25 protein-coding genes and 1 other RNA gene are annotated in these 26,348 nt (G+C 50.4%); 22 read left to right on the top strand and 4 right to left on the bottom strand.

The window, feature by feature from the left end; all coding sequences use genetic code 11:
• The first annotated feature begins 7 nt into the window (after positions 1-7).
• The 4 genes from OXI60_06790 to OXI60_06775 are packed head-to-tail and all read left to right on the top strand — an operon-like array spanning position 8 to position 4,771.
• Complete coding sequence (locus OXI60_06790; protein ID MDE0309523.1) at positions 8-481, top strand: CoA-binding protein; 474 nt, start codon at positions 8-10, stop codon at positions 479-481.
• Entirely contained in the window at positions 482-1,777 is a 1,296-nt protein-coding gene (locus tag OXI60_06785; GenBank protein MDE0309522.1) for an O-acetylhomoserine aminocarboxypropyltransferase/cysteine synthase, read from the top strand.
• A 42-nt stretch (positions 1,778-1,819) separates the two neighbouring features.
• Positions 1,820-3,127 carry an iron-containing alcohol dehydrogenase gene (locus OXI60_06780; GenBank protein MDE0309521.1) on the top strand — a complete coding sequence of 436 codons (1,308 nt, stop codon included), beginning with the start codon at positions 1,820-1,822 and terminating at the stop codon, positions 3,125-3,127.
• On the top strand, positions 3,128-4,771 hold the full coding sequence (locus OXI60_06775) for an AMP-binding protein (GenBank protein ID MDE0309520.1): 1,644 nt from the start codon (positions 3,128-3,130) through the stop codon (positions 4,769-4,771).
• Between the two features lie 6 nt (positions 4,772-4,777).
• On the opposite strand, the gene OXI60_06770 is transcribed toward OXI60_06775, so the two are convergent.
• The 3 genes from OXI60_06770 to OXI60_06760 all read right to left on the bottom strand — a co-directional run bounded on the left by OXI60_06770 (position 4,778) and on the right by OXI60_06760 (position 5,974).
• Complete coding sequence (locus tag OXI60_06770) at positions 4,778-5,053, bottom strand: RnfH family protein (GenBank protein ID MDE0309519.1); 276 nt, start codon at positions 5,051-5,053, stop codon at positions 4,778-4,780.
• A gap of 1 nt (position 5,054) precedes the next feature.
• Positions 5,055-5,486, bottom strand: a complete 432-nt coding sequence (locus OXI60_06765) for a type II toxin-antitoxin system RatA family toxin (GenBank protein ID MDE0309518.1) — start codon at positions 5,484-5,486, stop codon at positions 5,055-5,057.
• A 62-nt stretch (positions 5,487-5,548) separates the two neighbouring features.
• Positions 5,549-5,974: a hypothetical protein gene (locus OXI60_06760; protein ID MDE0309517.1), complete on the bottom strand. Its 426-nt coding sequence runs from the start codon at positions 5,972-5,974 to the stop codon at positions 5,549-5,551.
• Positions 5,975-6,423: 449 nt separating this feature from the next.
• Between OXI60_06760 and bmt the strand changes: the two genes are divergently transcribed.
• The 15 genes from bmt (at position 6,424) to OXI60_06685 (ending at position 21,947) form a co-directional block, all read left to right on the top strand.
• Positions 6,424-7,428 carry a betaine--homocysteine S-methyltransferase gene (gene bmt, locus OXI60_06755; protein ID MDE0309516.1) on the top strand — a complete coding sequence of 335 codons (1,005 nt, stop codon included), beginning with the start codon at positions 6,424-6,426 and terminating at the stop codon, positions 7,426-7,428.
• A gap of 14 nt (positions 7,429-7,442) precedes the next feature.
• Positions 7,443-7,922: an SsrA-binding protein SmpB gene (gene smpB, locus OXI60_06750; protein ID MDE0309515.1), complete on the top strand. Its 480-nt coding sequence runs from the start codon at positions 7,443-7,445 to the stop codon at positions 7,920-7,922.
• A gap of 121 nt (positions 7,923-8,043) precedes the next feature.
• Positions 8,044-8,406: a transfer-messenger RNA gene (gene ssrA / locus OXI60_06745) on the top strand.
• A 109-nt stretch (positions 8,407-8,515) separates the two neighbouring features.
• Positions 8,516-8,953 carry a DUF4065 domain-containing protein gene (locus OXI60_06740; GenBank protein MDE0309514.1) on the top strand — a complete coding sequence of 146 codons (438 nt, stop codon included), beginning with the start codon at positions 8,516-8,518 and terminating at the stop codon, positions 8,951-8,953.
• Positions 8,954-8,961: 8 nt separating this feature from the next.
• Positions 8,962-9,402 (top strand): hypothetical protein, encoded by a 441-nt coding sequence (locus OXI60_06735; GenBank protein MDE0309513.1) that lies wholly within the window; start codon positions 8,962-8,964, stop codon positions 9,400-9,402.
• Positions 9,403-9,790: 388 nt separating this feature from the next.
• The gene (locus OXI60_06730) at positions 9,791-10,399 is read left to right on the top strand and encodes a hypothetical protein (GenBank protein MDE0309512.1); all 609 of its coding nucleotides are present in this window, start codon (positions 9,791-9,793) and stop codon (positions 10,397-10,399) included.
• A gap of 2,514 nt (positions 10,400-12,913) precedes the next feature.
• Positions 12,914-13,213 (top strand): BrnT family toxin, encoded by a 300-nt coding sequence (locus OXI60_06725; protein MDE0309511.1) that lies wholly within the window; start codon positions 12,914-12,916, stop codon positions 13,211-13,213.
• Positions 13,188-13,523, top strand: coding sequence for a helix-turn-helix domain-containing protein (locus OXI60_06720; GenBank protein MDE0309510.1), 336 nt, complete (start codon positions 13,188-13,190; stop codon positions 13,521-13,523). Before OXI60_06725 ends, OXI60_06720 begins: the two co-directional genes overlap by 26 nt.
• 564 nt (positions 13,524-14,087) lie before the next feature.
• Positions 14,088-15,236 (top strand): ATP-binding protein, encoded by a 1,149-nt coding sequence (locus OXI60_06715; protein MDE0309509.1) that lies wholly within the window; start codon positions 14,088-14,090, stop codon positions 15,234-15,236.
• A gap of 580 nt (positions 15,237-15,816) precedes the next feature.
• Positions 15,817-16,359, top strand: coding sequence for a cache domain-containing protein (locus OXI60_06710; protein MDE0309508.1), 543 nt, complete (start codon positions 15,817-15,819; stop codon positions 16,357-16,359).
• A 228-nt stretch (positions 16,360-16,587) separates the two neighbouring features.
• Positions 16,588-17,724 carry an alpha-hydroxy acid oxidase gene (locus tag OXI60_06705; GenBank protein MDE0309507.1) on the top strand — a complete coding sequence of 379 codons (1,137 nt, stop codon included), beginning with the start codon at positions 16,588-16,590 and terminating at the stop codon, positions 17,722-17,724.
• A gap of 18 nt (positions 17,725-17,742) precedes the next feature.
• Complete coding sequence (locus tag OXI60_06700) at positions 17,743-19,473, top strand: thiamine pyrophosphate-binding protein (protein MDE0309506.1); 1,731 nt, start codon at positions 17,743-17,745, stop codon at positions 19,471-19,473.
• Complete coding sequence (locus OXI60_06695) at positions 19,473-19,823, top strand: hydroxyisourate hydrolase (GenBank protein ID MDE0309505.1); 351 nt, start codon at positions 19,473-19,475, stop codon at positions 19,821-19,823. Before OXI60_06700 ends, OXI60_06695 begins: the two co-directional genes overlap by 1 nt.
• Positions 19,816-20,928 (top strand): dimethylsulfoniopropionate demethylase, encoded by a 1,113-nt coding sequence (locus OXI60_06690; protein ID MDE0309504.1) that lies wholly within the window; start codon positions 19,816-19,818, stop codon positions 20,926-20,928. Before OXI60_06695 ends, OXI60_06690 begins: the two co-directional genes overlap by 8 nt.
• A 62-nt stretch (positions 20,929-20,990) precedes the next feature.
• Positions 20,991-21,947 (top strand): DMT family transporter, encoded by a 957-nt coding sequence (locus tag OXI60_06685; GenBank protein MDE0309503.1) that lies wholly within the window; start codon positions 20,991-20,993, stop codon positions 21,945-21,947.
• A 50-nt stretch (positions 21,948-21,997) separates the two neighbouring features.
• Here the strand turns inward: OXI60_06685 and OXI60_06680 are convergent, their stop codons facing one another.
• Positions 21,998-22,807, bottom strand: coding sequence for a hypothetical protein (locus tag OXI60_06680; protein ID MDE0309502.1), 810 nt, complete (start codon positions 22,805-22,807; stop codon positions 21,998-22,000).
• A 119-nt stretch (positions 22,808-22,926) separates the two neighbouring features.
• On the opposite strand from OXI60_06680, the gene OXI60_06675 reads away from it, so the two are divergent.
• The 3 genes from OXI60_06675 to OXI60_06665 all read left to right on the top strand — a co-directional run bounded on the left by OXI60_06675 (position 22,927) and on the right by OXI60_06665 (position 26,122).
• Positions 22,927-24,018, top strand: a complete 1,092-nt coding sequence (locus OXI60_06675; protein MDE0309501.1) for an NADH:flavin oxidoreductase/NADH oxidase — start codon at positions 22,927-22,929, stop codon at positions 24,016-24,018.
• A gap of 111 nt (positions 24,019-24,129) precedes the next feature.
• Entirely contained in the window at positions 24,130-25,320 is a 1,191-nt protein-coding gene (locus OXI60_06670) for a 2Fe-2S iron-sulfur cluster-binding protein (protein ID MDE0309500.1), read from the top strand.
• A gap of 16 nt (positions 25,321-25,336) precedes the next feature.
• The gene (locus OXI60_06665) at positions 25,337-26,122 is read left to right on the top strand and encodes an SDR family oxidoreductase (protein ID MDE0309499.1); all 786 of its coding nucleotides are present in this window, start codon (positions 25,337-25,339) and stop codon (positions 26,120-26,122) included.
• The last annotated feature ends 226 nt before the right edge of the window (positions 26,123-26,348 follow it).

Here is a 26,348-nt window from a genome sequence, read left to right as displayed (position 1 = left end):
ATCAGTCATGCTGTGTGACGACATTCAGTCACTGAGAAGAATTCTCAGTCAGAACCAGACAATCGCGGTCGTCGGGCTGTCGGCCAACTGGTATCGACCGAGCTTCTTCGCCGCAAAGTATATGCAGGAGTACGGTTATCGCATCATTCCGGTCAATCCCAACTACGATGAGATTCTCGGTGAGAAATGCTATGCCTCACTCGAGGATATTCCGGAGTCAATCGATGTAGTGGATGTGTTTCAACGTTCCGATGCGGTATTGCCGTTCGCACATTCTGCAGTCGCATTGAATGCCAGTGTGCTGTGGATGCAACTGGGTATCTATAATGAGGAGGCTGTCAAAGTGGCGATAGAGGCGGGGATGGACGTGGTGGCCAATCGTTGCATCAAGATTGAGCATGCACGACTGTTTGGCGGTTTGAATTTCATCGGTGTGGATACAAAAGTCATCTCATCGGAACGCCCGCGCTGGATTGTGTAAGTGAACATCAAGCAAGATCGGGAATATGGTTTCGAGACCCTGTGTCTGCATGCCGGTCAGCTGCCTGATCCGGTCACCGGATCGCGGGCTGCACCGATCTATCAGACGGCAGCCTATGTCTTCGATTCAGCGGACCACGCTGCCAGTCTTTTCAATTTACAGACATTCGGAAACATCTATTCGCGGCTGATGAACCCTACTAATGCCGTATTCGAACAACGCATGGCGGCATTGGAAAACGGTCGTGCTGCCGTGGCGGTATCGTCCGGCATGGCGGCGCAGATGGTTGCGCTGTTGACAATCCTGGAGGCTGGCGACGAGATTGTCTCCTCCAACACGCTTTATGGTGGAACTCACACACAGTTCGCGTTCAATTTTCGCAAACTTGGCATCAAGACCCAGTTTGTCGATGCGGATGACCCGGACAATTTCCAGAAGGCGATTACGCCGCAGACCAAATGCCTCTACGCCGAGTCCATCGGCAATCCAGCCAATAACGTAGTGGACTTTGTGGCGGTTTCTGAAATCGCCAAAGCCAACGGCATTCCCTTTGTCGTTGACAATACGTTTGCCACGCCTTATCTTTGCCGGCCATTTGAACACGGCGCGGACATTACAGTACATTCGGCAACCAAGTTCATATGTGGTCACGGAACATCGATCGGGGGCGTTCTGGTCGAGTCCGGCAAGTTTCCCTGGGACAACGGAAAGTTTCCTGCGATGATGGAGCCTTCCGAAGGGTATCACGGGATTCGTTTTTATGAGACGTTCGGTGATTTTGGATACACGATGAAGGCTCGCTGTGAGATTCTGCGTACTTTCGGTCCGACACTCAGTCCGTTCAACTCGTTTTTGTTTTTGCAGGGCATAGAGACCCTGCCTGTGCGAATGGACCGCCACTGCAGCAATGCCATGGCAGTTGCCAGATTTCTTGAGGATCACAAGAGTGTTGAATGGGTGAATTACCCGGGTCTTGAGTCCAGTCGGTATTACGCGTTGGCCAAGAAGTACCTGCCCAAGGGTGCTAGCGGAATCCTGAGTTTTGGGATCAGGGGTGGGAACGAGGCCTGTGTCAAGTTCGTTGAGTCTGTCCAGTTCCTGAGTCATCTTGCCAATTTGGGGGATGCCAAGACATTAGTCGTGCATCCGGCTTCGACGACGCACCGGCAGTTGGACGAGGAAGCGCAGATTGCCGCTGGCGTGCAACCGAACATGATCCGGATCTCGGTCGGACTTGAAACGATTGACGATATTCTCTGGGACTTGGATCAGGCCTTGGCTGTGTCACAGAAATAGCCGTTTTCGACATACTTCAATAACGAAGTCAGGCCAGACGAAATGGGATGCTGCCATCACTATCTGTTATCTGAGGGAAACGAATCCATCTTTACGGTGGATTTCAACCCGATCAAGTACGGACCTGGTGCACTGGAGGAACTCCCATTCGAAGTCGGATTTCTTGGCCTGTCGCGAGTCGCATTGTTTACGGATTCGATTGTCAGGAATCTGGAACCGGTTCAAGACGCAATACGGTTATTGCAAGCGGCCCGACTTGACTTCGAGATTTACGATGAGGTCAGTATCGAGCCGACGGACCAGTCGTTTCTCGCCGCGGCGCGGTTTGCGACAGAGGAGGGACCGTTTGATGGGTTTGTGTCAATTGGCGGAGGTTCGGTTATCGATACCTGTAAAGCGGCCAATCTGTACAGTACCCATCCGGCAGAATTTCTGGACTATGTCAATGCACCTGTGGGGGAGGGAATCCCGATTCCCGGTGAATTGAAACCTCATATCGCCTGTCCGACAACATCCGGAACAGGCAGCGAATGCACTGGAATTGCAGTTTTCGATCTTCTTTCAAGGCAGGTGAAAACCGGAATCGCTTCTGCCCGACTCAAACCGGCGAGAGCCGTCATTGATCCTCGGGTCACTGCGTCATTGCCGGCCACTGTGGTTGCGGCAAGCGGATTCGACGTGTTATGTCATGCCCTCGAGTCTTATACGGCGATGCCGTATACGCAACGTCCCCGTTCCGAAGCTGGTATCCGTCCTTTGAGTCAGGGCTCCAATCCGTATAGTGATATGGGATGCCGGGAGGCAATTCGCCTTACGGGTGAGTACCTGGTTCGTGCAGTCAGCGACGAGCGGGATGACGAGGCGCGACACGGTATGATGCTGGCGGCGACCTTGGCGGGGATCGCATTCGGTAACAGCGGTGTTCACATTCCTCACGGGATGTCCTATTCTGTTGCCGGACTGGTCAGGGACTACTGTCCGGATGGCTATCCGGCTGGACATCCTTTGGTTCCTCACGGAATTTCTGTGATTGTCAACGCGCCTGCGGCTTTTCGGTTCACGGGGCCTGCAAATCATGAACGGCATCTGGAAGCAGGTGGGTTAATGGGAGCGGATATCGGCGATGCAGGTCCTGCCGAGGCCGGCGAAGCGCTGTCAGCGCACTTGGAGAATATGATGAGAGTGACCGGCATGCCGAATGGCATTTCTCAAGTCGGCTATGATAGTTCCGACATCGGCAATCTGGCGGATGGTGCGTTTATGCAACAGCGCCTGCTCGGAAACGCACCTTGCGAGGTCACACACGAAAACTTGCGACAGATGTATCGTGACGCAATTCGGTATTGGTAGATGAAGACTGATCATTTGAGACTGATTCGTCCTGAATGGGGCGACTGGGATGCCATTCGAGAGCGCTTTGCGTGGAATGTCCCTGAGTTTTTCAATATTGCCTATGTGGCATGCGATCGTCACGCGCAGGCCGACGGGGACAGAATCGCCATTTACTGTGAGAACAAGGACGGCAGCGAGAGGCAATATTCCTTTAGGCAGCTCAAGCGCCTGTCCAATTGTCTGGCCAATGTGTTGCGCGGTCATGGTGTCGAAAAGGGCGATCGGGTGGGAATCATTCTCCCCCAGAGGTCGGAGACTGTGATTTCGCATATGGGTATCTATAAACTCGGTGCAATTGCACTGCCGCTGTCGGTTCTATTCGGGCCGGAGGCGGTGGGTTACCGATTGAACAACAGTGGAACGAAGGTTGTCATCACAGACACCGAGCATCTTGAACTTCTCGAATCGATGCGTGATCAGTTGCCCGGGTTGGAAACCATCATTGACTGCGACGCCGACAATGGTTTCTGGTCGGCGTTGGACAAGGCAAGCGATGAGTTTGAGATGGTCAATACAAAGTCTGAAGATCCAGCTTATCTGGTCTATACGTCGGGCACTACAGGACCTCCGAAAGGTGCGCTGGCACCTCACCGATGTCTGATCGGCAATCTTCCCGGCTTTGAGATGTCTCACAACTTTTTCCCGCAGGAGCATGACCTTTTCTGGACTCCGGCAGACTGGGCTTGGACAGGCGGCCTGCTGGATGCGTTGATTCCGTCGCTGTATTACGCAGTTCCCGTCCTAGGGTATGATGGGGGGAAGTTTGATCCGGAAAAAATCTGTCACTTGCTGGAGAAATATCGGGTTCGAAATGCATTCATTCCTCCGACGGCCCTGAAAATGTTGCGACAGGTACCTGGTATCCGAGAGGGTTATGACATCGACATGCGATCAATCATGTCGGCTGGCGAGTCGTTGGGGTCGGAACTCTACCATTGGGGACAAGAGGCATTTGGTGTCAATATCAACGAAATGTGGGCACAGACTGAGTTCAACTACATCTGTGGAAACTGCTCTGCGATCATGCCTGTGTGCCCCGGTTCTATCGGAAAGAGTTATCCCGGTCATACAGTTGAGCCCATTGATGAGGAGGGCAATGCAGTCGAGGTCGGCGCGATCGGTGAATTGGCTGCCGACCGGGATGATCCTGTGATGGTTTCCGGTTACTGGAAAAATGAGGCTGCTACGCAGGAAAAATATGTCGGCAAATGGTGGGTGACAGGCGATACCGGCTACAAGGACGAAAATGGATATATCTGGTTTGTCGGTCGGAAGGACGATGTAATCTCAAGTGCGGGATATCGGATTGGTCCCGGTGAGATTGAGGATTGCCTGCTCAAGCATCCTGCGATCGCACAAGTTGCGGTGATCGGGGTGCCGGACGAGATGCGCGGGGAAATCGTCAAGGCATTTGTGGTCCTCAAGCCGGGTGAACAGGCTTCGGGGGAATTGACCGAGAATATCCGCAGCTCGGTGCGCAGGCAGCTGGCTGCCTATGAGTATCCTAGAATCATCGAGTACATTGACGATCTTCCGCTTACGACGACAGGCAAGGTCAAGCGGAACGAACTGCGTGCGAGGGAGAGCCGCAGCGATTCATAGCTGGGGCTATCGACTGTTTCGCTTTTGTGCGGACTTGACTCTTTGGCGACGCGCGTCGGTTGGAGACTGACGCAAGGGTCGGTATATCTCCACCCGATCATGTTCGCTGGGAATATGGTCATCGGGAACTGTCTTGCCGAACACTCCGAGTGTCGAACTTGAAAAATCGTAATCAGGAAACAACTTCGCCACCCCAGAGAGATTGACTGCCTGTCGGACGGTTGTTCTCTCATTCACATCCAGCAAGACAACTTCCTGACGCGTCGCAGTTGCGAATGCCACTTCAATTCTGATTTGCCGCTTGTTCGCCGTATTTTCGTTTTGCTTCTTCATGAAACGAGCGGACCATAGTCTCAGAGATATGTTTCATCAAGGGTGCGCTGAGTTTTTCCACCATGGAAGACTCAAAATCGTATGTGATTTCAAATTCCACCTTACATGCGTTTTCTCCAAGATCGGTGAATTTCCAGCAGCCATACAATTCCCTGAATGGTCCGGAAACCAAAGACATTGAAATTTCCGAGTGCGGAACGACCGTGTTTCGGGTGGCAAATCTTTTCTTTATTCCGGAGTATGAGAATTCCAGTGTGGCTGTATATCCATCCTCATGGATCTGATTGACGCGGCTGGCGGTACACGATTTGATAAATTGCGGGTATGATCTGACATCGGTTACGAGTGAATACATCTGCTCACGTGTGTAACCTGTAATCATCGATTTTTGAACATTAGGCATACAGTCCCGGTTGTGTATAGTGTTGTGATCAGCGAGCGGCTTTAACCATTTTCGCATCTGACGGCCAACTCCTCTCGAATATTTTCTGGAATGCCGTTACTGATCATGTCGTCCAACATCGACCAGAAAAAATCCTCACCCGGATAGCCAACTATGCGGTCAACCTCCTTTCCTTGAACAACCAACACGAACGTCGGTGTGTAGGTGACGGGCTCCCTAAGTGCAATTGAATCGGGGAGGGTTTCACCCAACTCAATCTTCTTCAGTGGCGCCTGGCAGTGTTCTGGTGTGAAGCGATAGATCACTCCGATTTCTTCGTCCCACTGCCTGCACCAACTGCAATACTCATCATCAAACATCACCAGTCTACTTTCTGAATCGGCAGAAAATGCAGGAACAAACGACGAGCAGGCAAGCGTCAAGATGAAGACGACCGCTCCCCCAAATTTGTAAATTGTGGTCGTCATGGAATATCTATCGTTGTAACCTGGCAAGCGTACAAATATTTCCCTGATCGGGAAACTCCCCTTGTCCTGCCCTGTTCCGCATTCGGCAGCGCAGAGATTGCGCGGCGCATTTCTCTCTCACTTCATGCTCCGCGTAAATCGCCATCAAGATGAAAATGTTGAAATATCGACACAATTCGGTCCTGCCGCAGCCCTGAGGGTCATCAAGCGATCATCCGGTATGTGCTTGGTATCTGTGATCCGTTCCCTGCAGTTCAGGATAACCATAACCATATGACAGGCCTTGGCGGCAGAATGCGAAAAGTTATTGCGACATGCCGATTCGACATTATTATGTACCAGCAAGGTTGGATTATATTCCACGTTATTTATCACCCAATTTCGAAAACTGATTACCCCGAGACCTGATGTCCGTATGCGATGCTGCGGGGATGACTGCGAAAGTGAGTATGAGCGACAGTTTATTTGAAAAAGCTTTAAGCGAGCGACCTCTCCTGATGGATGGTGCCACGGGCACCAATCTCTTTGATATGGGACTGGTATCGGGAGACGCACCAGAATTATGGAATGACGAATATCCGGAACGGATATTTGAACTGAACTTCGGGTTTGTTGAGGCGGGGTCGGATGTCGTTCTGACCAATACCTTCGGGGCGAATGCGATGCGTCTGAAACTTCACGCCAGTGAGTTCCGGGTTTCCGAACTGAACGAAAAAGCGGTAGAAATCGCGAGACGGGCCGCCAGCAAGGCGGAACGCAATGTGTTCGTTGCAGGTTCAATGGGGCCTCTGGGTGAACTGATTGAACCGGTGGGGTCACTTGGTATAGAGGAAGCGGTAAATGCTTTCACCGACCAGGCACTGGCCCTCGAGAGGGCAGGTTGTGATATTTTATGGATTGAGACTCTTTCTTCGGAGGAGGAGTTGCAAGCAGCAGCACAAGGTGCGTGCCGTACGAACCTGCCGTACGCCTGTACGGGCAGTTTTGACACCAACGGGCGCACAATGATGGGAGTAACACCGGCTCGATTCGCCGAAGTGTGCGCGCAGCTTGAGTTTCGCCGACCGTTTGCTGTAGGGTCGAATTGTGGGATAGGGCCTGCCCAGACGGTTGTTGCCGCCATGGAAATGGTCGAAGCCCTGCCTGGAAGATTTGCTTATGTTGCCAAGGCAAATTGCGGTGTTCCTGTATGGGAGGGTGCAAAAATCCGATATACAGCGACGCCGGAGCAGATGTCTGATTATGTGAGAATTGCCTGCGATGCTGGAGCCAGCATTGTCGGGGGTTGTTGTGGAACACGTGTCGAGCACGTCAGGCGTATGCGCGAGGTTATCGATGGATATCGACCTGGTGTTCGTCCGACAATTACTGATGTGACAGAACACCTGGGGGAGGTGTTCGATACTGCTGAAAAAAAATCGAGTCGGAGACGCAGGTCAAGAAGACGTTCCTGACGTAGAAATCAGATATGGCCCGTAAGAAAAAATCCAAGGAGTCCGCTAACGTCATTGCGACCAACAGGAAGGCTTCCTATGAATATAACCTGGAGGATCGATACGAAGCAGGGATTGTGCTCGATGGCTGGGAAGTCAAAAGCATGAGAGAGAATCGGGCAAATCTGAAAGAAAGTCATATCACAGCGAAAGGAGGTGAGCTTTTTCTGGTCGGAGCGCATGTTTCGCCCGGTAAGACCACCTCCACGCATGTAGCGGTCAATCCGACGCGAAATCGCAAACTATTGCTCCATCGGTTGGAGATCAATCGACTGATAGGCGCGGTAGAGCGCAAGGGGTACACGTTGATTCCGACCCAGCTTTATTGGAGCAATGGCAAAGTCAAGCTGGCATTTGCGCTTGCCAGGGGAAAAAAACAATATGACAAGCGGGCTTCGATCAAGGCGCGGGACATTGAACGGGAGCAAGCCCGCGAGTCGTCAAATCTTGGTTGACGACCTGAAATATCGCAAAAATGCAACCAAATTGCAGTATTTATCGATTTATTGTCATTTTGTGTCAACTGAAGTTGCAAAACCGGTCGTAGGGCTTATATAGTAGGACGTAGCTACTATTGGGGGTGACTCGGTTTCGACGCGGGTTGCAAAGCCGTTGGAGCATGTCGAGGTGCAGGTACCTCGTAAAACCGTCTGCAAAAAATTAGTTGCCAACGACGACAACTACGCCTTAGCGGCTTGACCGCTGAGCCCTGTGATCACTTCGTCTGAAAGGTGTGAATCAGGGTCAATAATTTCGGACTAGTGTGCAGGGAGTGTTTCGTATACTTGCATATGAAGTTGCTGCTTCGGCAGACGAAACCACCGCATTCCGTATTGTCTGTCCTGACTGGATGTGGTTGAATCAGGGATAGACTAAGCATGTAGTCGCCAGCGAGTAGAGGGCTCACGGACGCGGGTTCGATCCCCGCCACCTCCACCAACTATCTGAATCGAAAGTAAAACACGTAAAAGTGTTGACTGACGCAGGTTGCCAATTCTAGGAAAGTCGGGAACTAGCCCACAAGGTGTAAACAAGGAGGAGACGGTCTATGTGCGTAAGTGCAATTGATGTTGCAGCTTATGTCCTGCAGAAGCAGGGAGATATGCCTGCAATGAAGCTTCAAAAGCTCATCTATTACTCACAAGCATGGTCCCTTGTTTGGGATGACAAACCGCTCTTTCAAGATCGAATTGAAGCTTGGGCAAATGGCCCGGTAGTTCGTAGTCTCTATAAAAAACTACGTGGGCAATTTATAGTGACTGAGATTCCAGAAGGTGATTCAAATTTGCTTGACGATACGCAGCGAGAGACCGTTGACGCAGTTCTTGAGTTTTATGGAGAGCAATCTTCCCAATGGTTAAGTGACTTAAGCCATATGGAGACACCCTGGAAAGAAGCTCGATATAAAGCAGGTCTTACTGACGGTGAACGTGGTCAGGCAATTATTTCAGAGGCTGCAATGGCTGAATACTATTCAAGTCTATAGGAATCTTTATGGCAAAGAGTAGGAGGAAAAAGCCGAGAATCAACGAGCTGCCTAACCCTCAAAAAAAACCAAGAGCTCGGCACGCAGATGCTCCTCACTTCTCAATTTCTTGGAAATTTAGTAATTGTGACCGCGGCGGAAATTGGGCTTGGGTGAATTTGGAAGATCCTGTTAAGCATAAACAAGTCATCGAAAAACTCCAAGAGTTTGAGAAGAAAAACTGGAATGAAATCATCAGTAGCGGAAGTCACCCGATTCTCGTCGGAAAATTAGTAAAGCCCGCTAGGAACCGGCTTCAAGAAATAGAATTAGATGATATAGACCAATTAATGTCGTTTAGGTTGAGTGGGAAAGAGAGGGTTTGGTGCATTCAACAGCAACAATCGAAAGGAGTTATGAAAGTACTGTGGTGGGATCCTAATCATGAAGTTTGTCCAGTGACCAAATAATGGAAATAAAATTCGATTAATTGATAAAAAAATTGCATCACTTTCATGTCTATTAACTCTCAAGCACTTACTGAACATCCAAAAGAACCGAAATGAAGCAGAAATCTCATCAATCTAACTCTGAGACTTTGCTTGAGGCGTTGCGTGGACAAGCCCGAATCGCCAACAAATCCACTGATTCCGCATTCTTTGCTGCGATGGGTGAGATAATCTTCCGTGCGGAGCGTTAGAAAACGCTCCAACGAAAAGGCTTCGGAAACTCTACAATTTAGCTGTCAGTAACTGTGCATCAATTAAATGGAATGTTAGTAGTTTGATTTTTCCATTTCTCATCAAAATTTGGTATTTTAAGTATTAGGGTATTGGGCTTTTCATCGGTAATCTAAAAATGAAGGAAGAAACTAATCCCACGAATACATCTATTGATAAACGATGCTGGTACATCAAAGACCTAGAAACGTACGTGACAAAGTATTCTGAAACTCTCGATTTGATCTTCGGGCCGCGTGACCAAAGGTTCAAATTTAATTCCATTTGTTACGCGGTCGATGGTCCGTACACATTCTTTCCAGAATGTTTCCATTTGAATGGTGATTGCCGGATAGACATCTGTATATCAAAAAATTCATGGGAAAATTGCCGCAAGGATTTGGGACCTTGGCAAATCGCACACGAATGTGTCCATCTTTTGGACCCCGGAAAGTTTGGCACAGTCAATGTTCTTGAGGAGGGCCTGGCGACATGGTTTCAGAATGAGCCATGCTACCATGACGAACATATTCGAAAGTTTATCGCCAAAAACAACGAACTCTCTCCGGCCTATGCGAACGCAGAACAGTTAGTTCGTAGTTGCTTGCCGGACATACTCAAAGCGGTAAAGAGCCTCCGTACCTCGGGTGTCCGAATTCGTGAAATCAAGGTGGAGATGCTGGAACCACACCTTAAAAATACGAAATTCGAAACACTAGAATACCTTTGTGCTCAATTCCAAAACTGACTTCCTGAAAGTAATGGGACATTTTCGAAGCATCTAATCGATTGAAACTTTGGTGATAATCGCATGGTCAAGAATTCGATTACCTTACAAGTTCACCGGAAAACTACTCGTAGAGTTGCTAAGGAAAGGTAAAAGGGGATAATTTATCGAAAAAACAGTTACCTGCAGGCATTGAACGCAAACAGATGCCGAAATACTTCTACGAACAACCGGCACGACGATGTGCGTGGATCCTACAGACCGCTGGTGTGGGTTAAATCTGTTTAGGAGATAACCGATAACGTGGTAGGGGTTCGAAGTGCTCTTGCTACACATAACTATTCAATAATTTTTACCTTGAAAACAGTTTTCATTGTAAGGGGGGTGATTGAGACCGATCGTGACCGTTTAGGACACGGCACTAAACACCGAAATTTTGTCGTATCGGCTGGCTACGGTACTCAAATCATCAGCAAATTCGACTGATTCCGAATCCTTTGTTGCGATGAATGAGATAATCTGCTGTATGTAGCGCCATGCGCGCTTTACGTGGCGTTGCTGACCGGTTGCTGTGTGTTGCGGTAGCAATGCTGAACAGTCAAACTGAATATTCACCCAGCCAGCTCAATCCGATTGACAAAGCAGCGTGAGTCAGCTGAATTATTCCAAAAACTCGTGAATTTGCAAGATTCGACTGAATCAGATGATGAATAGCAACTGTTAACGATTTGCTTTACAAAACCGAAGTTTTAATGGATTGCTTTAGCCGAAATTTCTTGGTAGAGAGGTTGGGTTACCGTATCTAATAGAGTGAACTCAAAATTTAGTACAGACAGGGTTCGAATACATTGCGACCACCTCCACCAACGCAATGTAGTCCAACCTTTGTCCGCATCTTTTCCAGAGGGTGTGTTGTCGAGAAGTGCGATTGTATTGATTGAGGTTTTGGCAACGAAATAAAGTTTACCAAAATCTGAATAAACTGCCTTCAGAATAACTGAGCCTACGGGTTTCTTAACTCTTCGTTTGCTTCAGAACATTTACTTAATCTCAATTCCCAGTTGTTGACCGACAATCGGATTTATCACTTTATTATCAGTTTAACCATAATTGTAAATCGTATGTATACATATGTATCATAATGTGATACAACTATAGAGGTGAGAATAAAGAACAAAGAACTGCGACGGTTTTACTTGACAGGGGATCATAGAGGTATATCGGTTATCTTGATTAATCGTTTATCCCGTCGACTTGATGATTTGGCTACGGCAAATAATCCGCGCGATCTTAATCTTCCCGGATACCAACTACATCCTCTGAAAGGAACTCTTACGGGGTACTGGAGCATTCGAGTATCTGGAAACTGGCGGTTGATTTTTCGATTTGAAGATGAAGAGGCTGTAGATGTGGACCTAATTGACTATCACTAGTATTTGAAGGGGGACGAAGAAATTATGAGTGCGTACTATCCAACTCATCCCGGAGGAACATTGCGCGATTGTATAAGTGATTCTGAAATGACAGTAACGGACACGGCGCGCAAGCTAAGGATATCAAGAACTACTTTGTACCGTGTATTGTCCGGTCGTCAGCCCATTACGGCCAATTTGGCTTTGGCGTTGGAACGAATCGGCTGGAGTAACGCGGAATTTTGGATGCGACGGCAGGCAAATTACGATTTGGCTATTGCGCGCAAAAATGCAGCGTGAAATGTATCCGCTTAAGATATCGCCGATGAATTTTTTGACTTGGCTCATTCGTTGATGCAATTCAATGCTTTGGCAATGATTTTGTCATTGACATTAAGGTGTTTGGCAATTTTGCTGTTACTCAATCCGAGTTCTTTAAGATGGAGAGCTTTCTTGGCAATATGTTGGTAAATCGGAGCTTGTCTGGTACCAATGACTGCACATTGGATAGGAATTGCGATAATGGTACGGATTCTTACCGTCCAGGTCCACCAACGTAACGTAGTCGAACCTTCGTCCGCATCTCTTCCATGCGACGCTTTTTGGAGATGGGCGATTGTATTGATTGAACTCCTGGCAACAAAGTATGGTTTGCCAATATCTGGATATATTGCTTCAAGGGTTGGCCGGCCCCAAGAACTCTCTCAGTGCTTCACCTGCTTGAGAAGAATTGCCTTTTTTACAGACTTTTTACATTCTCGAATTTCGCCTCAATTCATTCCCTTGGTGGGGTTTCAAAGAGTCTATTTCTGGCGTTTCGTAAACCCTCCAATCCCACTTGGAGTGCGTTGACTCGTTTTTCTGTATCTTCCAACGCTTTACTCACAGCATTGCTTTTGCACCATCGGCAATGAATTCAATAAAGTTCGCTAGGCACCGGTCTTCACGGACCAGTTCAGCTCCTTGCTGGTCTTGTGATCAGCAAATTCATGGCCTCACCGCGTACCCTCTGGCATTAACTAGGCCGGGCAATCTGGCTGCGCTGAGGAATCCTGCCGGTGGCCAATCGAGTTCATTCAAGCTCACATCAATCCGGAAATCACAATTTGACAAGTATAGGCCATTGGCCTATGCTTTAAGAATGGAGTTTGAATGGGACGGTACAAAAAGCAATATCTGTGTCGAGCGTCGCGGCTTCGGCTTCGCCTATGCTGTACGCGCTTTCTTCGATCCTCATCGAGTTGTTGTTCAAGATGAGCGGCGTGATTATGGTGAAAGTCGCTACCGGTTGCTCGACATGATTGACGAACAGACCTATGTTGTCGTTTACACGGTGCGCGGACCAGTTATTCGCATCATCTCGGCCCGTAAGGCCAGTCGAAAGGAGGTTATATGCTATGAGCACAATACGTATCAAGATTGATCCAGGCGATCCTTCGACAATTCCCAAAGGACAAATTGACTTTGCGATGGTAGACGCGACCACGGAAGCGCAAATCACATTGCAGGAACAGGAAGATGAGATTGAGGATTTGCAGAACATGGCGCGTTATACGCGCCGCATCCGACGACGGATGGGCCTCAGTCAGATAGAAATGGCACGGCGTATCGACGTGTCTCCGGAAACAATCCGCAATTGGGAACAGGGCAAGCGCTATCCGGCAGGTGCCGCTCGCGCCTTGTTACGAATACTCGACAAAGCACCGGAAACAGCACTTCGTGTGCTGACCTGAAACACCAGCAATCTGCAATGAGTATATTCACAGGAAATTTGAATGTGATTTTGCTTACAACGAACTGACCGGTACAGTCGTCATCTGCTGGGGCGGTGACCAAACAATTTTGAATCGAATCGATGTCCAAGTATCATGCGATTGCTCACTTGAATTTGAAGACAAAGTTGAAGGAACGTTTTGGTTGTCGATACCGGTTGAATTTCCTCACTGATCATGCGAATACTCAGTTCAGATTTCAGTTCACTATGCGCTTGCTCGGTTTTTTCCGCGGTAAATGCGATTCTACCGATGCAGAACAATCAATTTACAAAGTCTGATATTCGATCTGGAAACATGCTTTAAAAGCATAAAAATGCGTAAATAATCAACACAGATCTTTCTTTCGTACGTTGTAATATGAACATTATATGTACATATTACTACATTTGAATTGTTCGCTTTTGACTGTATTGATGAATGTACAGCACCATCGCGGATGGGGGTGGGTAGAGTGGAGAATCAAAGTCGGAAGCTGTTCTCCGACTCGATTCGCTTTGAATTGCAGCTATATGGAAAAAACAGGTGATTGAACGCGAAAATCACTTGGCAAACATAAAAAGCCTGATCAGACAATTTCCCGTTGTCGCACTGATTGGGGCTCGTCAGGTTGGCAAGACTACACTTGCTCAGATGCTGATGCGGCAATGGCACGAACAGAGTCATTTTTTTGACCTCGAATCGCCCTTGGATGTGGCGCAAGTTTCCGATCCGATGCTCACTCTGTCACCACTGCGAGGGCTAGTTGTCCTTGACGAGATTCAAAGGTTACCCGAAGTATTTCCGATTCTTAGAGTCTTAGCTGATCGCAAAGACCGTCCAGCGAGCTTTCTTATTCTGGGAAGTGCTGCACCATCTTTGTTGAAACAAGGCAGTGAATCGCTGGCCGGACGACTGGCATACTATGAACTGCCCGGGATTTCCATGTCTGAAGTAAACCGCAGACAGTTCGATATGCTGTGGTCTCGCGGTGGATTTCCGCTTTCACTGACGGCGGCCACTGATGAAGAGAGTTTTCGTTGGAGAATCCAGTTTATTCGAAACTTTCTAGAACGCGATATTCCTCAACTTGGAATCGGAATTGCAAGTTCAACGCTGAGGCGGTTCTGGACGATGGTGGCACACTATCACGCACAGATTTGGAATGGTGCCGAGCTGTCACGGGCATTCGGCGTGTCACACACTTCTGTTCGTCGATATCTCGATGTGATGGAATCAACATTTATGTTACGCTGCCTTAAGCCGTGGACTGCCAATATCGCTAAACGGCAAGTAAAATCTCCAAAGGTTTATTTTCGTGATCCAGGTTTACTGCACACGTTATTGAATTTAAAAAGCATGGAAGAATTGAAAAATCACCCGAAAATCGGTGCTTCCTGGGAAGGTTTCATCATTGACAGCATAATACAGATATTGCAGGTTGGAGACTGCGAGAGTTATTTCTGGGCAACGAATAGAGGCGCTGAAATTGATCTATTGGTAGAGCAGGGGGGCAGACTCCGAGGATTTGATGTAAAACGCACTTCTGCACCTGCGATTACTCCGTCCATGCGCTCCGCTCTCAACGATCTTCAATTAAGTCAAATTGATGTGATCTATCCGGGGGAGAAGTCATTCCCGCTGAGTGAGCAAATTCGGGCTGTTTCGGCATGCAGAATTCTGGAAGACCTCTGAAATGAGCACGTTAGAAAATTGAAGCGACCGAAGGTTGCAATTGGGAAAAATTATCTGCCTCATTGCACAATCACCGTAATTTGAGGCCGCACGTGGGAAATGGGATGAATTTCGGTTGGAGGGCTCGCCTTTCGTAAAAATCGGCTGTTGCACTTTTAGCTGAATGTAGAACCCTGTTTAGCGACGACTTGCAAATGGTCAAATCATTGAGAAACTGACAATCGTTAATCCGTCATGATCTCGAATTCTTACCGTTCAAACCTGCCAGCGTAACGAAGTCGAACCATCGTCCGCATCCGTTTCAGACGATTTTTTTTCGAGCAGGGTGATCGTATCGATTGGGCTTTGAGCGACGGTATAACGCTGGTTGCATATCCCTGTCTGAAATAAACGCATGTTCTACGTCAATTAAACCACCTGTCGATATCAATTCCGGTATCTGCAACTCCCACAACAATCGTGCATAAGCATCCCGAATTACGGATTGCTTTATATGAGCATTCTCAGGAACTGTATAATTTATTTGGTGTTCAGTTGCTGAAATTAAAGACATTCAACGACCGAAGAGGGGGAGAACAACGTGACAGGTCATTCAATACCATTTAACAACGAAAGCAGTTCAAAGCGCAGAGAAATTCTCAACAAGGGACGTGCGGCTGCGGCTTATGTTGCCTTTATCGCGTGCATTTTACTGTTAGCGTCGCCAGCGTCAGCTGCCGAGACTGGTAAAGAACGAGGTACACGGGCGCAAGCTAAGGTTATGGTTGCGCAAGCCATTGTTCTTTACGACCTAAAGGGTGCAGCCGCGGCATTTGAGCGGTTTAATCAGGAGCCGGCACCGGATTACAGATACTGGGATCTATTCATATTTGTTATGGATGCCGCCGATGGCAAAATGGTCGCCCATGCGCTAGCGCCGTCATTTGTCGGTTTGGATATCCGTGAGATCATTGACCCGGCCGGAGTAAACGTCGGCCAGGTTCTTATTGATGCCGCCAATCCTGGCGGTGCCTGGGCAGACTACCAGGCTATAGATCCAGCATCCGGTGAAATCGTAGCGAAATCGACTTGGGCAGTCCTGCATGACGGGTATATTTTCGGCTGTGGAATACATCCGCAGTGAATGGGTTCGAATTTTCCACCGGATGAGCGCTGCTCAGCGCGATCCGAACACCCATGCAATCCATCTGTATCAGACACATTTGTAAACTTTTTACCTTTCAACAAGCCTGATTCCTGATATTGCGATTGTCACAACTGTCTGATTCGCCACACCTGTAAGTCCTGCGAAACTCACCGTCCTATGTCGACGACTCGAACCAGATTGTATTCAACCGAAGATGCGCGCCGAATGGCGAAACAAAGATTGCCGCGTCTGGTGTTCGATTTTATCGATGGCGCCGCAGGCAGAGAGGTTGGAATGCAACGAAATGAGGCGCGGTTTGACGATATCTGCCTGCAGCCGCGTGTCATGGAGAATGTCGCTTCCCGCAGTCTGGTGACACAGTTCCTGGGACAGAAGTTCGGCGTTCCGTTCGGAATCGCACCGATGGGAATGTGCAATCTGGTCTGTCCGGGTGCAGATCGAATTCTCGCCGAGACGGCCTCACGTATTTCCATGCCGGTATGCGTGTCTTCCGCTGCGTCAAGTACACTCGAAGAGATGCGCGAGTGGGCCGGGTCCTGCGCTTGGTTTCAACTGTACTTCGGACAATCCGAGGAGTCAACGCTGGCTGCAGTGGATCGTGCTGCCAGTGCCGGTTACGATACCTTGGTGGTGACTGTCGATGTTCCGCAGGTATCGCGACGAGTTCGCGATCAGCGAAATGGATTCAATGTACCCTTTCATCTGACCGTGACATCCTTCCTTGATTTTGCGTCACACCCGCGCTGGACTCTGTCTACCCTCGTAGCGGGCATCCCCTCTCCGAAAAACATCGGCCCAGGCGACAGTTTTGTTCGCGATGCCAGCCGGGCAGGAGCAGATTGGGAATTCCTCGCCAAGTTGCGAAGAAAATGGAAGGGACACCTCATCGTCAAGGGGATTACCGGTCCGTGGGATGCGATTCGCGCCCGGGACGGGGGTGTCGATGCCGTGTATGTTTCAAATCATGGGGGCCGGCAATTGGATAGTGTGCCGGCGTCAATCGATCTTCTTCCAAGAGTTCGTGATGCCCTTGGCACCGATATACCGCTGCTTTTTGACAGCGGTGTCCGCAACGGTGAGGACGTGGTCAAGGCTCTTGCACTCGGTGCGGATTTTGTCATGCTCGGACGCCCGATTCTGTTCGCCTTGGGAGCCGCTGGCGCAAACGGTCTTTCGTCGCTCTTCGATTGTTTTACCAAGGACCTGGACTCCGCAATCGCTCAGCTTGGGGTTAGCTCGACGGGTGAACTATGGTCAGGCGTCGTATTTGAACCTGACCGCGACACGAGTGATGGGAAACCAGATCAGTCGCGCCCGCTCGCAGTGGCGATCAGAAATTGAAGATAGATTAGCCTCGGCATGAGACAGGACAGGCAGATTCGCGGCGGCGCGTTGCTAGCCCGTGCGCTGACTGACAAGGGGGTGGATCAGGTATTTACTCTCGCAGGCGGCTTTTGCAATCCGGCCCTTGAGGGATTCATGGAATGCCGAATCCCGGTGATCAACTGTCCCCACGAACAGGTTGCGGGGCATCTGGCTGACGGATACACACGCATTACCCGAAAGCCGTCAGTGTGCCTGGTTGGACCCGAGGGATTTGCAAATGCCGTACCCGCTATGCTGGAGGCGGGCGGCGAACGTTCGCCAGTGATATTTGTCACCGGATCGTCAACACTCAAGCGGCAGGGTGCGGGTGGTTTCAAGGAAATTGACGATGTTGCAATTGCCGCACCGCTGGTGAAGTATTCCGTTCAGATTACTGACGGCGAACGCATCAGGGAATTTGTCGATCGTGCATGGCAGGCTGCGACGACCGGGTATCCAGGGCCGGTACACGTCAGCTTGCCGGTCGACATCATGTTCTCGTCGTTTGATGAGAACGCGGGCTGTGACGACCGGCCGTGGATTCGCGGTGTGCGCCCAACTCCGCGCGCTTGGCCCAATCCGACCGAACTCGATCGCCTCTTAGGCATCATCCGCAACGCTGAACGGCCGATTGTGATCGGCGGTCATGGAGTCTGGTGGTCTGGCGCAGAGGACAAACTTGACTTCATGGGGCAAGTTTTGCAGATGCCGATATTCAACGTACCCTACCACACCAAGCTTCTCGACGAGGGCAGCATACCCTACATGGGACTTGCTGACTTTCATCAGTACCACCCATCGAAGCCCGCAATCCACGAAGCGGATGTTGTAGTGATGGTCGGTGGACGGCTCGACAACCAGATGAACTTTGGCAATCCGCCTTTTTTTCGCAAGGAAACCAGGCTGATCTGCGTGAACGGCTCGTCAGAAGAACTCGATAACAACTATGCTGCGGATGAGGTACTGCTGTCGGACCCCGGTACGTTTTTGGATGCCCTCTCCGGCATTGGTCGAACCTTCAAACCCTGGTTCGACCTTCAGACCGAGCGCCGCTCCTCGTGGGTTGCCGATTGGGAGACGCATATCGCTGAAGAAAGTGCCAATGATGAAACTGCGGGCGGAAAGATGCATCCGCTGCAGCTCGCCCTCGATGTGCAGTCAGAACTGTCCGCAGACGATTGGTTGATTTTCGACGGTGGCAATACGCACTTCTGGAGCGAAATTGCCGTGAACATGGCCGGCTGGCGCGGGAAGAAACTTGGCGGAATAATGCACCCGGGCAACTATTCGCTACTGGGTGTCGGAGTCAGTTTCGGCATTACAGCCAAGATCACACACCCAGACAGCAATGTTGTGGTGATCTCCGGCGATGGCGCATACCTGTCTGGGGGACTGTCAATCGAGACTGCATTTCAGGAAGGGCTGCCGATCACTGTTGTCATCGACAACAACGGCGGGCTCGACTGCATCAGTCAGCAACAGGAACGCCTCTTTGACAATGGCAGTCACTTTGCCACCGATTTCCGTGATATTCCCTTTCACTCCATGTTCGAGGGGCTCGGTGGACATGGCGAATTGGTAAACAGCCGTGCGGAACTTGGTCCTGCATTGCGGCGAGCAATGGCATCAGGCAAGACGGCTTGTGTGAACGTCAAGTGCCGCGGGGTGATTTCTCCCATTGTAGCGGCAACATCGGACAAACGCGACAAGGCATCGATTGAGTGATGGCGGTTGTCTCCTCCCATACACTCAATGGTGTCGACGGCAGTCACGCGGGCGGAATCCCGATACGGCTGGTCAATCTTGATTCGGGGCAGATCATATTTGACACCAGGATGGACGACAGCGGACGTCTGAAGCAGAAGATTGGAGTGCCTGATCCGAAAGCTCGCTACGAACTGGTTTTTTTGACCGGAGTCTATTGGGAGGGTCGCAGTGCAGGCACCTGCGGTGCGCGTATCGTGGACGAGATTGTCGTCCGTTTCACCATGCCCGATCCTGATGGGTACTATCACATTCCGCTGATCCTGTCGCCGCACGGTTATTCCCTGTGGAGTTCCACCGAGCATGGCTGAGGGGCTTAGGTTTTCCCGCCGATTGCGCCGCACGCCATATACAGCTTCGGTCGAGGCTGCTGGCGTCACTGCCTTTTCCGTCGTCAACCACATGCTTTTGCCCACTTCATATGGCCGTACGATCGAAGAGGACTACTGGCACCTGCGCGAGCACGTGCAAATCTGGGACGTCGCCTGCCAGCGTCAGGTGCAGATCACAGGACGCGATGCCGAGAAACTTGTTCAGTGGATGACTCCGCGTGACATCTCACACGCAAAGACCGGCGATTGTCTCTATCTTCCAATAACCGATGAGACGGGCGGTATGATCAATGATCCGATTTTGCTGAAACTTTCAGATGACCGGTTCTGGCTATCGGTTGCGGACTCCGACCTGCTGCTTTTCGCAAAAGGGCTTGCGCTGGGACGGAAGTTTGACGTGACAGTCAGCGAGCCGGATGTGTCACCTTTGGCGGTGCAGGGACCCAAGGCCGAGTCTTTGGTCTGCGACCTGTTCGGGGACCACATCCGCGACATCGGGTTTTTCAGATTCGGGTGGGTCGACTTCAGCGGTACACAGCAATTGATCGCTCGCACCGGATATTCCAGGCAGGGCGGCTTCGAGATATTCCTGAATGACAGTCGTTTGGGCTCCGCCCTTTGGGACGCCGTCTGGCAGGCGGGGCAGCCCTATGCGATCGCACCGGGTTACCCCAACCTGATCGATCGCATTGAGGGCGGATTTCTGTCATATGGAAATGAGATGACTCGTGAACACAATCCTTTTGAATTCGGAATGGGCAGGCTTTGCAATCTGAACGGCACTGTGGATTGTCTCAGTCGCGATGCCTTGCAAATGCTCTGCGAGCATGACATAGAGCGTCAGATCCGCGGCATCCTTTTTGATGGTGGTCCCTGTCCCACCTGTACCGAGCCGTGGCCGGTTCATGCAGGCACTCGTCAGATCGGCCAGATCACAAGTGCTGTGTGGTCTCCGCGTCTTGAAAGAAATGTCGGCCTGTCGCTGATTGAAAGGGAATTCTGGAGTACAGGACAGAAGGTGATCGTGCACAGCACAGATGGCGTCGCTCGTAAGGGCGAGGTTTCGGCTCTACCCTTCGCCTGAAGAACTGCCTCCCAGACCGGAAGCAAGTCTCGCATAATTCCGCATGGATCAATCCAAGCCTTATGCGTTCACTTTTTGGCCATCCAACGCGTGACCGTCCAATCACAGCACTTTCGCTGCTGCTCATTGGTGTTTTTGTTCTTGCCTTGCAAGATGCGTTGTTCAAGGACATCTCATCTCAGACATCATACTGGCAGTTCCAAGCGCTGAGAGCCGCCGGCAATTTCACCTTCGCCGTCCTATTGGCATTGGGAGGTGGTGGATTGTACCTGCTGATTCCTCGAAGAGCAGGCGCAGTCTACTTTCGTGCCTTATTGATGACCTTTTGCATGTTCTGTTTCTTTGGCGGCGCGCCTTATCTGACCCTGACCCAGATGGCAGCTGGCTTGTATACCTATCCTCTGTTTGTATCCATCTTGGCGGGACCAGTGCTGGGCGAGCAGGTAGGACGCTGGCGATTCGGTGCCGTCGTTCTCGGATTTGGTGGCACGGCTCTTGCGCTCTCTCCCTGGGAAGAGGGATTCACACTCGTGCAATGCCTTCCAGTCCTTGCGGGTTTTTTCTACGCCTTGAACATTCTCACCATACGTCGCGCCTGCAGGTGGGAAAACACGTTGGCGATGGTTTTCGCCGTTGCAGTTGCCTTTCTGGTCTCCGGAATACTCGGCAGTGTGCTGCTTTCAATATTCCCCCTGCCTGTGACATTGCAGCAACGTGCACCTTTCGTATTTACCGGATGGCCGACACTGGCAATGGTCGTGTTAGGATTGGCAGTCGTCACGTCGGTACTCAATCTGATCGGCAACATATGTCTGAGCAGGGCGTACCAGACGGCTGAAAGCAGCTGGCTCGTCCCACTGGATTTCAGTTACCTTCTGTTTGCCGCATTCTGGGGTAAGGCTCTATTTGATACATTGCCCACAACCAATGGTGTCATCGGGATGACTCTGATCGCGACTGCTGGCGTCCTGACTGCATGGCGGGAACGAATTCGCCGACAGATGGCGTTTAAGGTATGAGACTCATTCGGGCTTGTTTTGTCGGTTTTCCGAATTGCTGATATCTCGAGTCACGACGAATTTGCGCTTGCCCTGATGAGTTCAAGACATTGTTCGTGAATCCTTTCATTGGATGATGCCAGAATCCTGCTGCCCGACTTGATGTTGATTGGATGACCGTCCCAATCCGTTACCACACCGCCGGCGCCGGTTACGACAGGAACCAGAGCCATCATGTCGTAGGGTTTCATATCGGATTCCATTACGACATCAATGTGACCGGAAGCAAGCAATCCATATGCATAACAGTCTGCACCAAATCGTCTCTTTCGCGCATTCGCAGTAACCCGATTGAACACTTCGCGCTCACTTTCGGTAAACATGTCAATCGATGTTGAAAATACGGCTGCTTGCGCTAGCACGCCTTCTGCGTTGGTATTGCATGGCTCGCCCTGAAATGTCGTTCCAAAGCCTGCCGCTCCGACCCACCGTTGTTGCATTGCGGGTGATTCGATGATGCCCAGAATCGGAATGAGATCACAGGTGAGGGCAATCAGCACGCCAAAAGTGGGAAGCCCGAAGATGAAAGGTTCAGTTCCGTCGATCGGGTCAATGCACCACTTGAAAAATGAGTAATCAGAATCGCCGAGTTCCTCTGCGTAAATTCCATGACTCGGATAGGCGGCAGTGATCTTCTCCCGGATAAATTCTTCGATGCTCAAATCAACTTCGGTGACGTCGGTATGATCGGATTTCACCCAGTTTTTCGGTTCCTTCCGATGGTAGCGCAACGCTATAGCCCGAGCCCCATCTGCAAGAGACTGCGCAAAATCAATCATCTCGGCCAATTGGGCGTGGTCTGGGGCGGCAGTGTCGTTCATGGGCAAGCCTGAGACAATCCAATACAAATATAATCCGTATTGATTATCCGTGTTCGTATACAGGAATCAGACCGCGCATTGTACGCTGAATCAGCAACGAAAATATCAAGGATGTTCCGTTGAGCAAGTCTTTACCCGCGCTGTTTTCCCCCATCTCCTTTCGTCAGCTCGAACTGGGCAACCGCATCATGGTTTCGCCCATGTGTCAATATTCGTCCGTTGATGGTTGCGTATCAGACTGGCATATGATGCACTTGGGACAGTTTTCCATCAGTGGTGCCGGCCTTATGTTTACTGAAATGACAAACGTCGAGGCGCGTGGCAGAATCAGCCCCCACTGTGTGGGCCTTTACAGTGATGACAATGAGAAGGCGTTGCGCAAAGTGGTGGATTTCTGCACAAACTACGGCGATGTTCCCATCGGTGTACAACTTGCCCATGCGGGTAGAAAGGCTTCGACCGGGCCTCCTTGGGAGGGCCGGCACTACGTACCTCCCGAGCAGGGCGGTTGGCAACCGGTAGGCCCGTCAGCAATTGCGGCCGATGAGACCGCACATCAGCCCGAGGCGCTCTCCCAAGCAGAAGTGACGGTTTTGATTGAGGCCTTTGCCAGTTCGGCCGAGCGCGCCCAGCGAATTGGATTTGATGCGATCGAGTTGCACGCCGCACACGGGTACCTTCTTCACCAGTTTCTGTCGCCTGTGTCAAATTTGCGAAAGGATCGTTATGGTGGTTCTGTTCAAAACCGTATGCGATTTCCACTGAGTGTGTTCGAATCGGTGCGGCATGTGTGGCCGAATGACAAGCCTATCGGTGTAAGAGTATCCGCTACCGATTGGATTGAAGGCGGCTGGAGTTTAGACGATACGGTAGAATTTGCAAGGAAACTGAAAGATCTCGGCTGCGACTGGATCGATGTTTCAAGTGGTGGCATATCGTTGCATCAAGACATTACATCCGGGCCCGGTTATCAGGTGCATCTGTCGCGTGCGGTTCGACAACGTGCGGGAATTGCCACGATTGCTGTGGGCTTGATCACGGAAGCCGAACACGCCAACTCAATCATTGCGAATGGCGATGCGGATATCGTCGCGCTGGCAAGAGGCATGCTCTACAATCCACGTTGGCCCTGGCATGCGGCGGACCGGTTGGGCGTAGATATTGGATATCCAAGCCAATATCTCAGATGCAAACCCATTTCATATCAGTAAGAGGTCAGATTGCACTACAGAAAACACATTTTTTGCTGCGTTAACGAGCGCGTAGCGGATCATCCGAGGAGTTGTTGCAAAGCACGAGGCTCGGTCGAGTTGCGCGAATATATGAAACGACGCGCAAAGCAACTCGGTATTGATGATGTCCGTGTCAACAATTCCGGCTGTCTCGAGCGTTGTGAACTCGGTCCCACGATGGTGATCTATCCTGACGGCGTTTGGTACCACTACGAAAGTGAGTCGGATATTGATGAGATACTTGACAGTCACATCGTTCATGGTCAGCCGGTCAGCCGATTGATGTTGAGAGATGGGCAGAAGTTCCCGGACTCGGTTGGTTTTCAACGGTTGAAACTGAAAGTGTCGAGTATCGAGCCAACTACCGAAGACACATTGAGAATTGAACTGCAAGGTGAGCAGGGAAGGGAACTTCCGGAGTTTATCGCAGGTTCGCATATCGACCTGATAGTCGGTGCAGGAGACGAGCGGCGATCCTATTCGATGATCAATGATCCTTCTGAACGACATCGGTATGTGATTGGAGTGCTGAGGGACAGCAACAGCCGCGGCGGCTCCGAGTGGATTCATGAAACTGTTCGCCCTGGTGCCAGCATCGAGTCCGGCTATCCGAAGAACAACTTCAGCCTGAATGAATCCGCACCGTATCATCTGTTGATTGCAGGTGGGATTGGTGTCGCACCGATCCTGAGCATGTGTCATCGACTCAATTCAATCGGGGCCGCGTATGAGGTTCATTATTGTGAGCGCAATCGGCTCGAGGCTGCATTCATCGATGAGATTCAGAACGTTGCCAGAGACTGTCTGACAGTTCACTACGACGACGGCGATCCACAGCAGGGCATTCCATTGGAAGATGTTCTGTCAAAACGACCCGAGGGAGCGCACTTATACATCTGCGGACCGAGTCAATTGATGGCGGATGCGAGATCAGCGGCAAAGACCTGGCCTGATGATTCCGTCCATACTGAGAAGTTTCGACAGGCACCGTCAGACGACTGGGTGAACAGTGAGTTTGAGGTGGTGTTGGCCAGGCGGCAGACAACAATCAGGGTAATGCAGGACCAAAGCATACTTGACGCACTGCGGGCGCAGGATATTACAACCGATTTTTCCTGTACCGAAGGACTGTGCGGAACTTGCCGCACCAAGGTCTTGTTTGGAAATGTGGAGCATCGTGATTCAGTACTGACAGAAACTGAAAAATCTCATGACAGTCTGATGATGGTATGTATATCCCGCGCTGCGGCGGGAGAGGATCGACTGATACTCGACATCTAGGAGATAGGGGAAACCGATGAACAGCCTGGAAGGGAAAAACGTATTGGTTACCGGGGGTGGCTCAGGTATCGGCTATACGATTGCACATGCATTCGAAGCTGCAGGCGCGATGGTATGGGTGTGCGACATTGACAGGGACCGAATTGACGAATTGAATGCAAGTGGTCGCAAAATTCGCGGCCAAGTCGCCGATGCAGGTTCTGAACAGGAAGTTGATGACCTCTTCGTTGCGCTCCGGAACGAAACTGACGGCAAGCTGGATATTCTCATCAACAATGCCGGGATATCCGGTCCGAACGGGCCTCTGGAAACTTTGCCATTGCAGTCGTGGCTGGACACTTTGCGAGTCAATCTGATCAGCACATTCCTGTGCTGTCGTCAGGCTTTGCCGGCAATGAAGGAACGACGCAGCGGTTCGATTGTCAATTTGTCCTCGACCGCCGGCACCCACGGGTATCCTTTACGGACACCTTATGCATCTGCAAAGTGGGGCATCATTGGATTGACCAAATCTCTGGCAATGGAAGTCGGCGGATATGGAATTCGGGTCAACGCCATCTGTCCGGGCCCCGTGTCAGGTGCGAGAATGGATCGTGTGATTGACGATGAGGCCAAAACCAGAGGAGTCGATCAGAGCAAAGTCCGCGAACAGTTTGTCAGTCAGATTTCGTTGAAGAGTTTTGTAGAGGCCGAGGACATTGCACAGATGGCCCTTTTCATCTGTTCGAAGCGAGGTGCGAAGATCAGCGGACAGGCGTTGTCAGTCGATGGAAATACCGAATCGCTTTCGTTGATCGACTGATGTGACACAGGTTGCAGCGGGTTTTTCGGGCTGAAATGCAGACAAAGAAATCAAGCCGTGTTTCACATATTCTTGATTGCAAGTCACTAAAAGCCTAGGCAAAGGTACCTTAATCTGGCGGGTGCCAATCCCGCCCGACAACTGTCGTTCAAATGTTGATATCAACATTTAGGGGATTATATACTTGATTGCCCATATTGTTTATCGTATAATCCGGCCAGTATTT

Source organism: Acidiferrobacterales bacterium, assembly GCA_028820695.1.
In the GTDB taxonomy this organism is placed as follows: domain Bacteria; phylum Pseudomonadota; class Gammaproteobacteria; order Arenicellales; family JAJDZL01; genus JAJDZL01.
This window is presented reverse-complemented; position numbering and strand designations above follow the sequence as displayed.

Bases quoted from the DNA above. Each gene is read 5' to 3' on its own strand.
- OXI60_06760 (MDE0309517.1), bottom strand. From the start codon at position 5,974: ATGACGACCACAATTTACAAATTTGGGGGAGCGGTCGTCTTCATCTTG.
- OXI60_06775 (MDE0309520.1), top strand. From the start codon at position 3,128: ATGAAGACTGATCATTTGAGACTGATTCGTCCTGAATGGGGCGACTGG.
- OXI60_06765 (MDE0309518.1), bottom strand. From the start codon at position 5,486: ATGATTACAGGTTACACACGTGAGCAGATGTATTCACTCGTAACCGAT.
- OXI60_06780 (MDE0309521.1), top strand. From the start codon at position 1,820: ATGGGATGCTGCCATCACTATCTGTTATCTGAGGGAAACGAATCCATC.
- OXI60_06680 (MDE0309502.1), bottom strand. From the start codon at position 22,807: ATGAACGACACTGCCGCCCCAGACCACGCCCAATTGGCCGAGATGATT.
- OXI60_06730 (MDE0309512.1), top strand. From the start codon at position 9,791: ATGAAGGAAGAAACTAATCCCACGAATACATCTATTGATAAACGATGC.
- OXI60_06700 (MDE0309506.1), top strand. From the start codon at position 17,743: ATGAGACAGGACAGGCAGATTCGCGGCGGCGCGTTGCTAGCCCGTGCG.
- OXI60_06685 (MDE0309503.1), top strand. From the start codon at position 20,991: ATGCGTTCACTTTTTGGCCATCCAACGCGTGACCGTCCAATCACAGCA.
- OXI60_06670 (MDE0309500.1), top strand. From the start codon at position 24,130: ATGAAACGACGCGCAAAGCAACTCGGTATTGATGATGTCCGTGTCAAC.
- OXI60_06665 (MDE0309499.1), top strand. From the start codon at position 25,337: ATGAACAGCCTGGAAGGGAAAAACGTATTGGTTACCGGGGGTGGCTCA.
- smpB (MDE0309515.1), top strand. From the start codon at position 7,443: ATGGCCCGTAAGAAAAAATCCAAGGAGTCCGCTAACGTCATTGCGACC.
- bmt (MDE0309516.1), top strand. From the start codon at position 6,424: ATGAGCGACAGTTTATTTGAAAAAGCTTTAAGCGAGCGACCTCTCCTG.
- OXI60_06695 (MDE0309505.1), top strand. From the start codon at position 19,473: ATGGCGGTTGTCTCCTCCCATACACTCAATGGTGTCGACGGCAGTCAC.
- OXI60_06735 (MDE0309513.1), top strand. From the start codon at position 8,962: ATGGCAAAGAGTAGGAGGAAAAAGCCGAGAATCAACGAGCTGCCTAAC.
- OXI60_06720 (MDE0309510.1), top strand. From the start codon at position 13,188: ATGAGCACAATACGTATCAAGATTGATCCAGGCGATCCTTCGACAATT.
- OXI60_06740 (MDE0309514.1), top strand. From the start codon at position 8,516: ATGTGCGTAAGTGCAATTGATGTTGCAGCTTATGTCCTGCAGAAGCAG.
- OXI60_06690 (MDE0309504.1), top strand. From the start codon at position 19,816: ATGGCTGAGGGGCTTAGGTTTTCCCGCCGATTGCGCCGCACGCCATAT.
- OXI60_06790 (MDE0309523.1), top strand. From the start codon at position 8: ATGCTGTGTGACGACATTCAGTCACTGAGAAGAATTCTCAGTCAGAAC.
- OXI60_06705 (MDE0309507.1), top strand. From the start codon at position 16,588: ATGGCGAAACAAAGATTGCCGCGTCTGGTGTTCGATTTTATCGATGGC.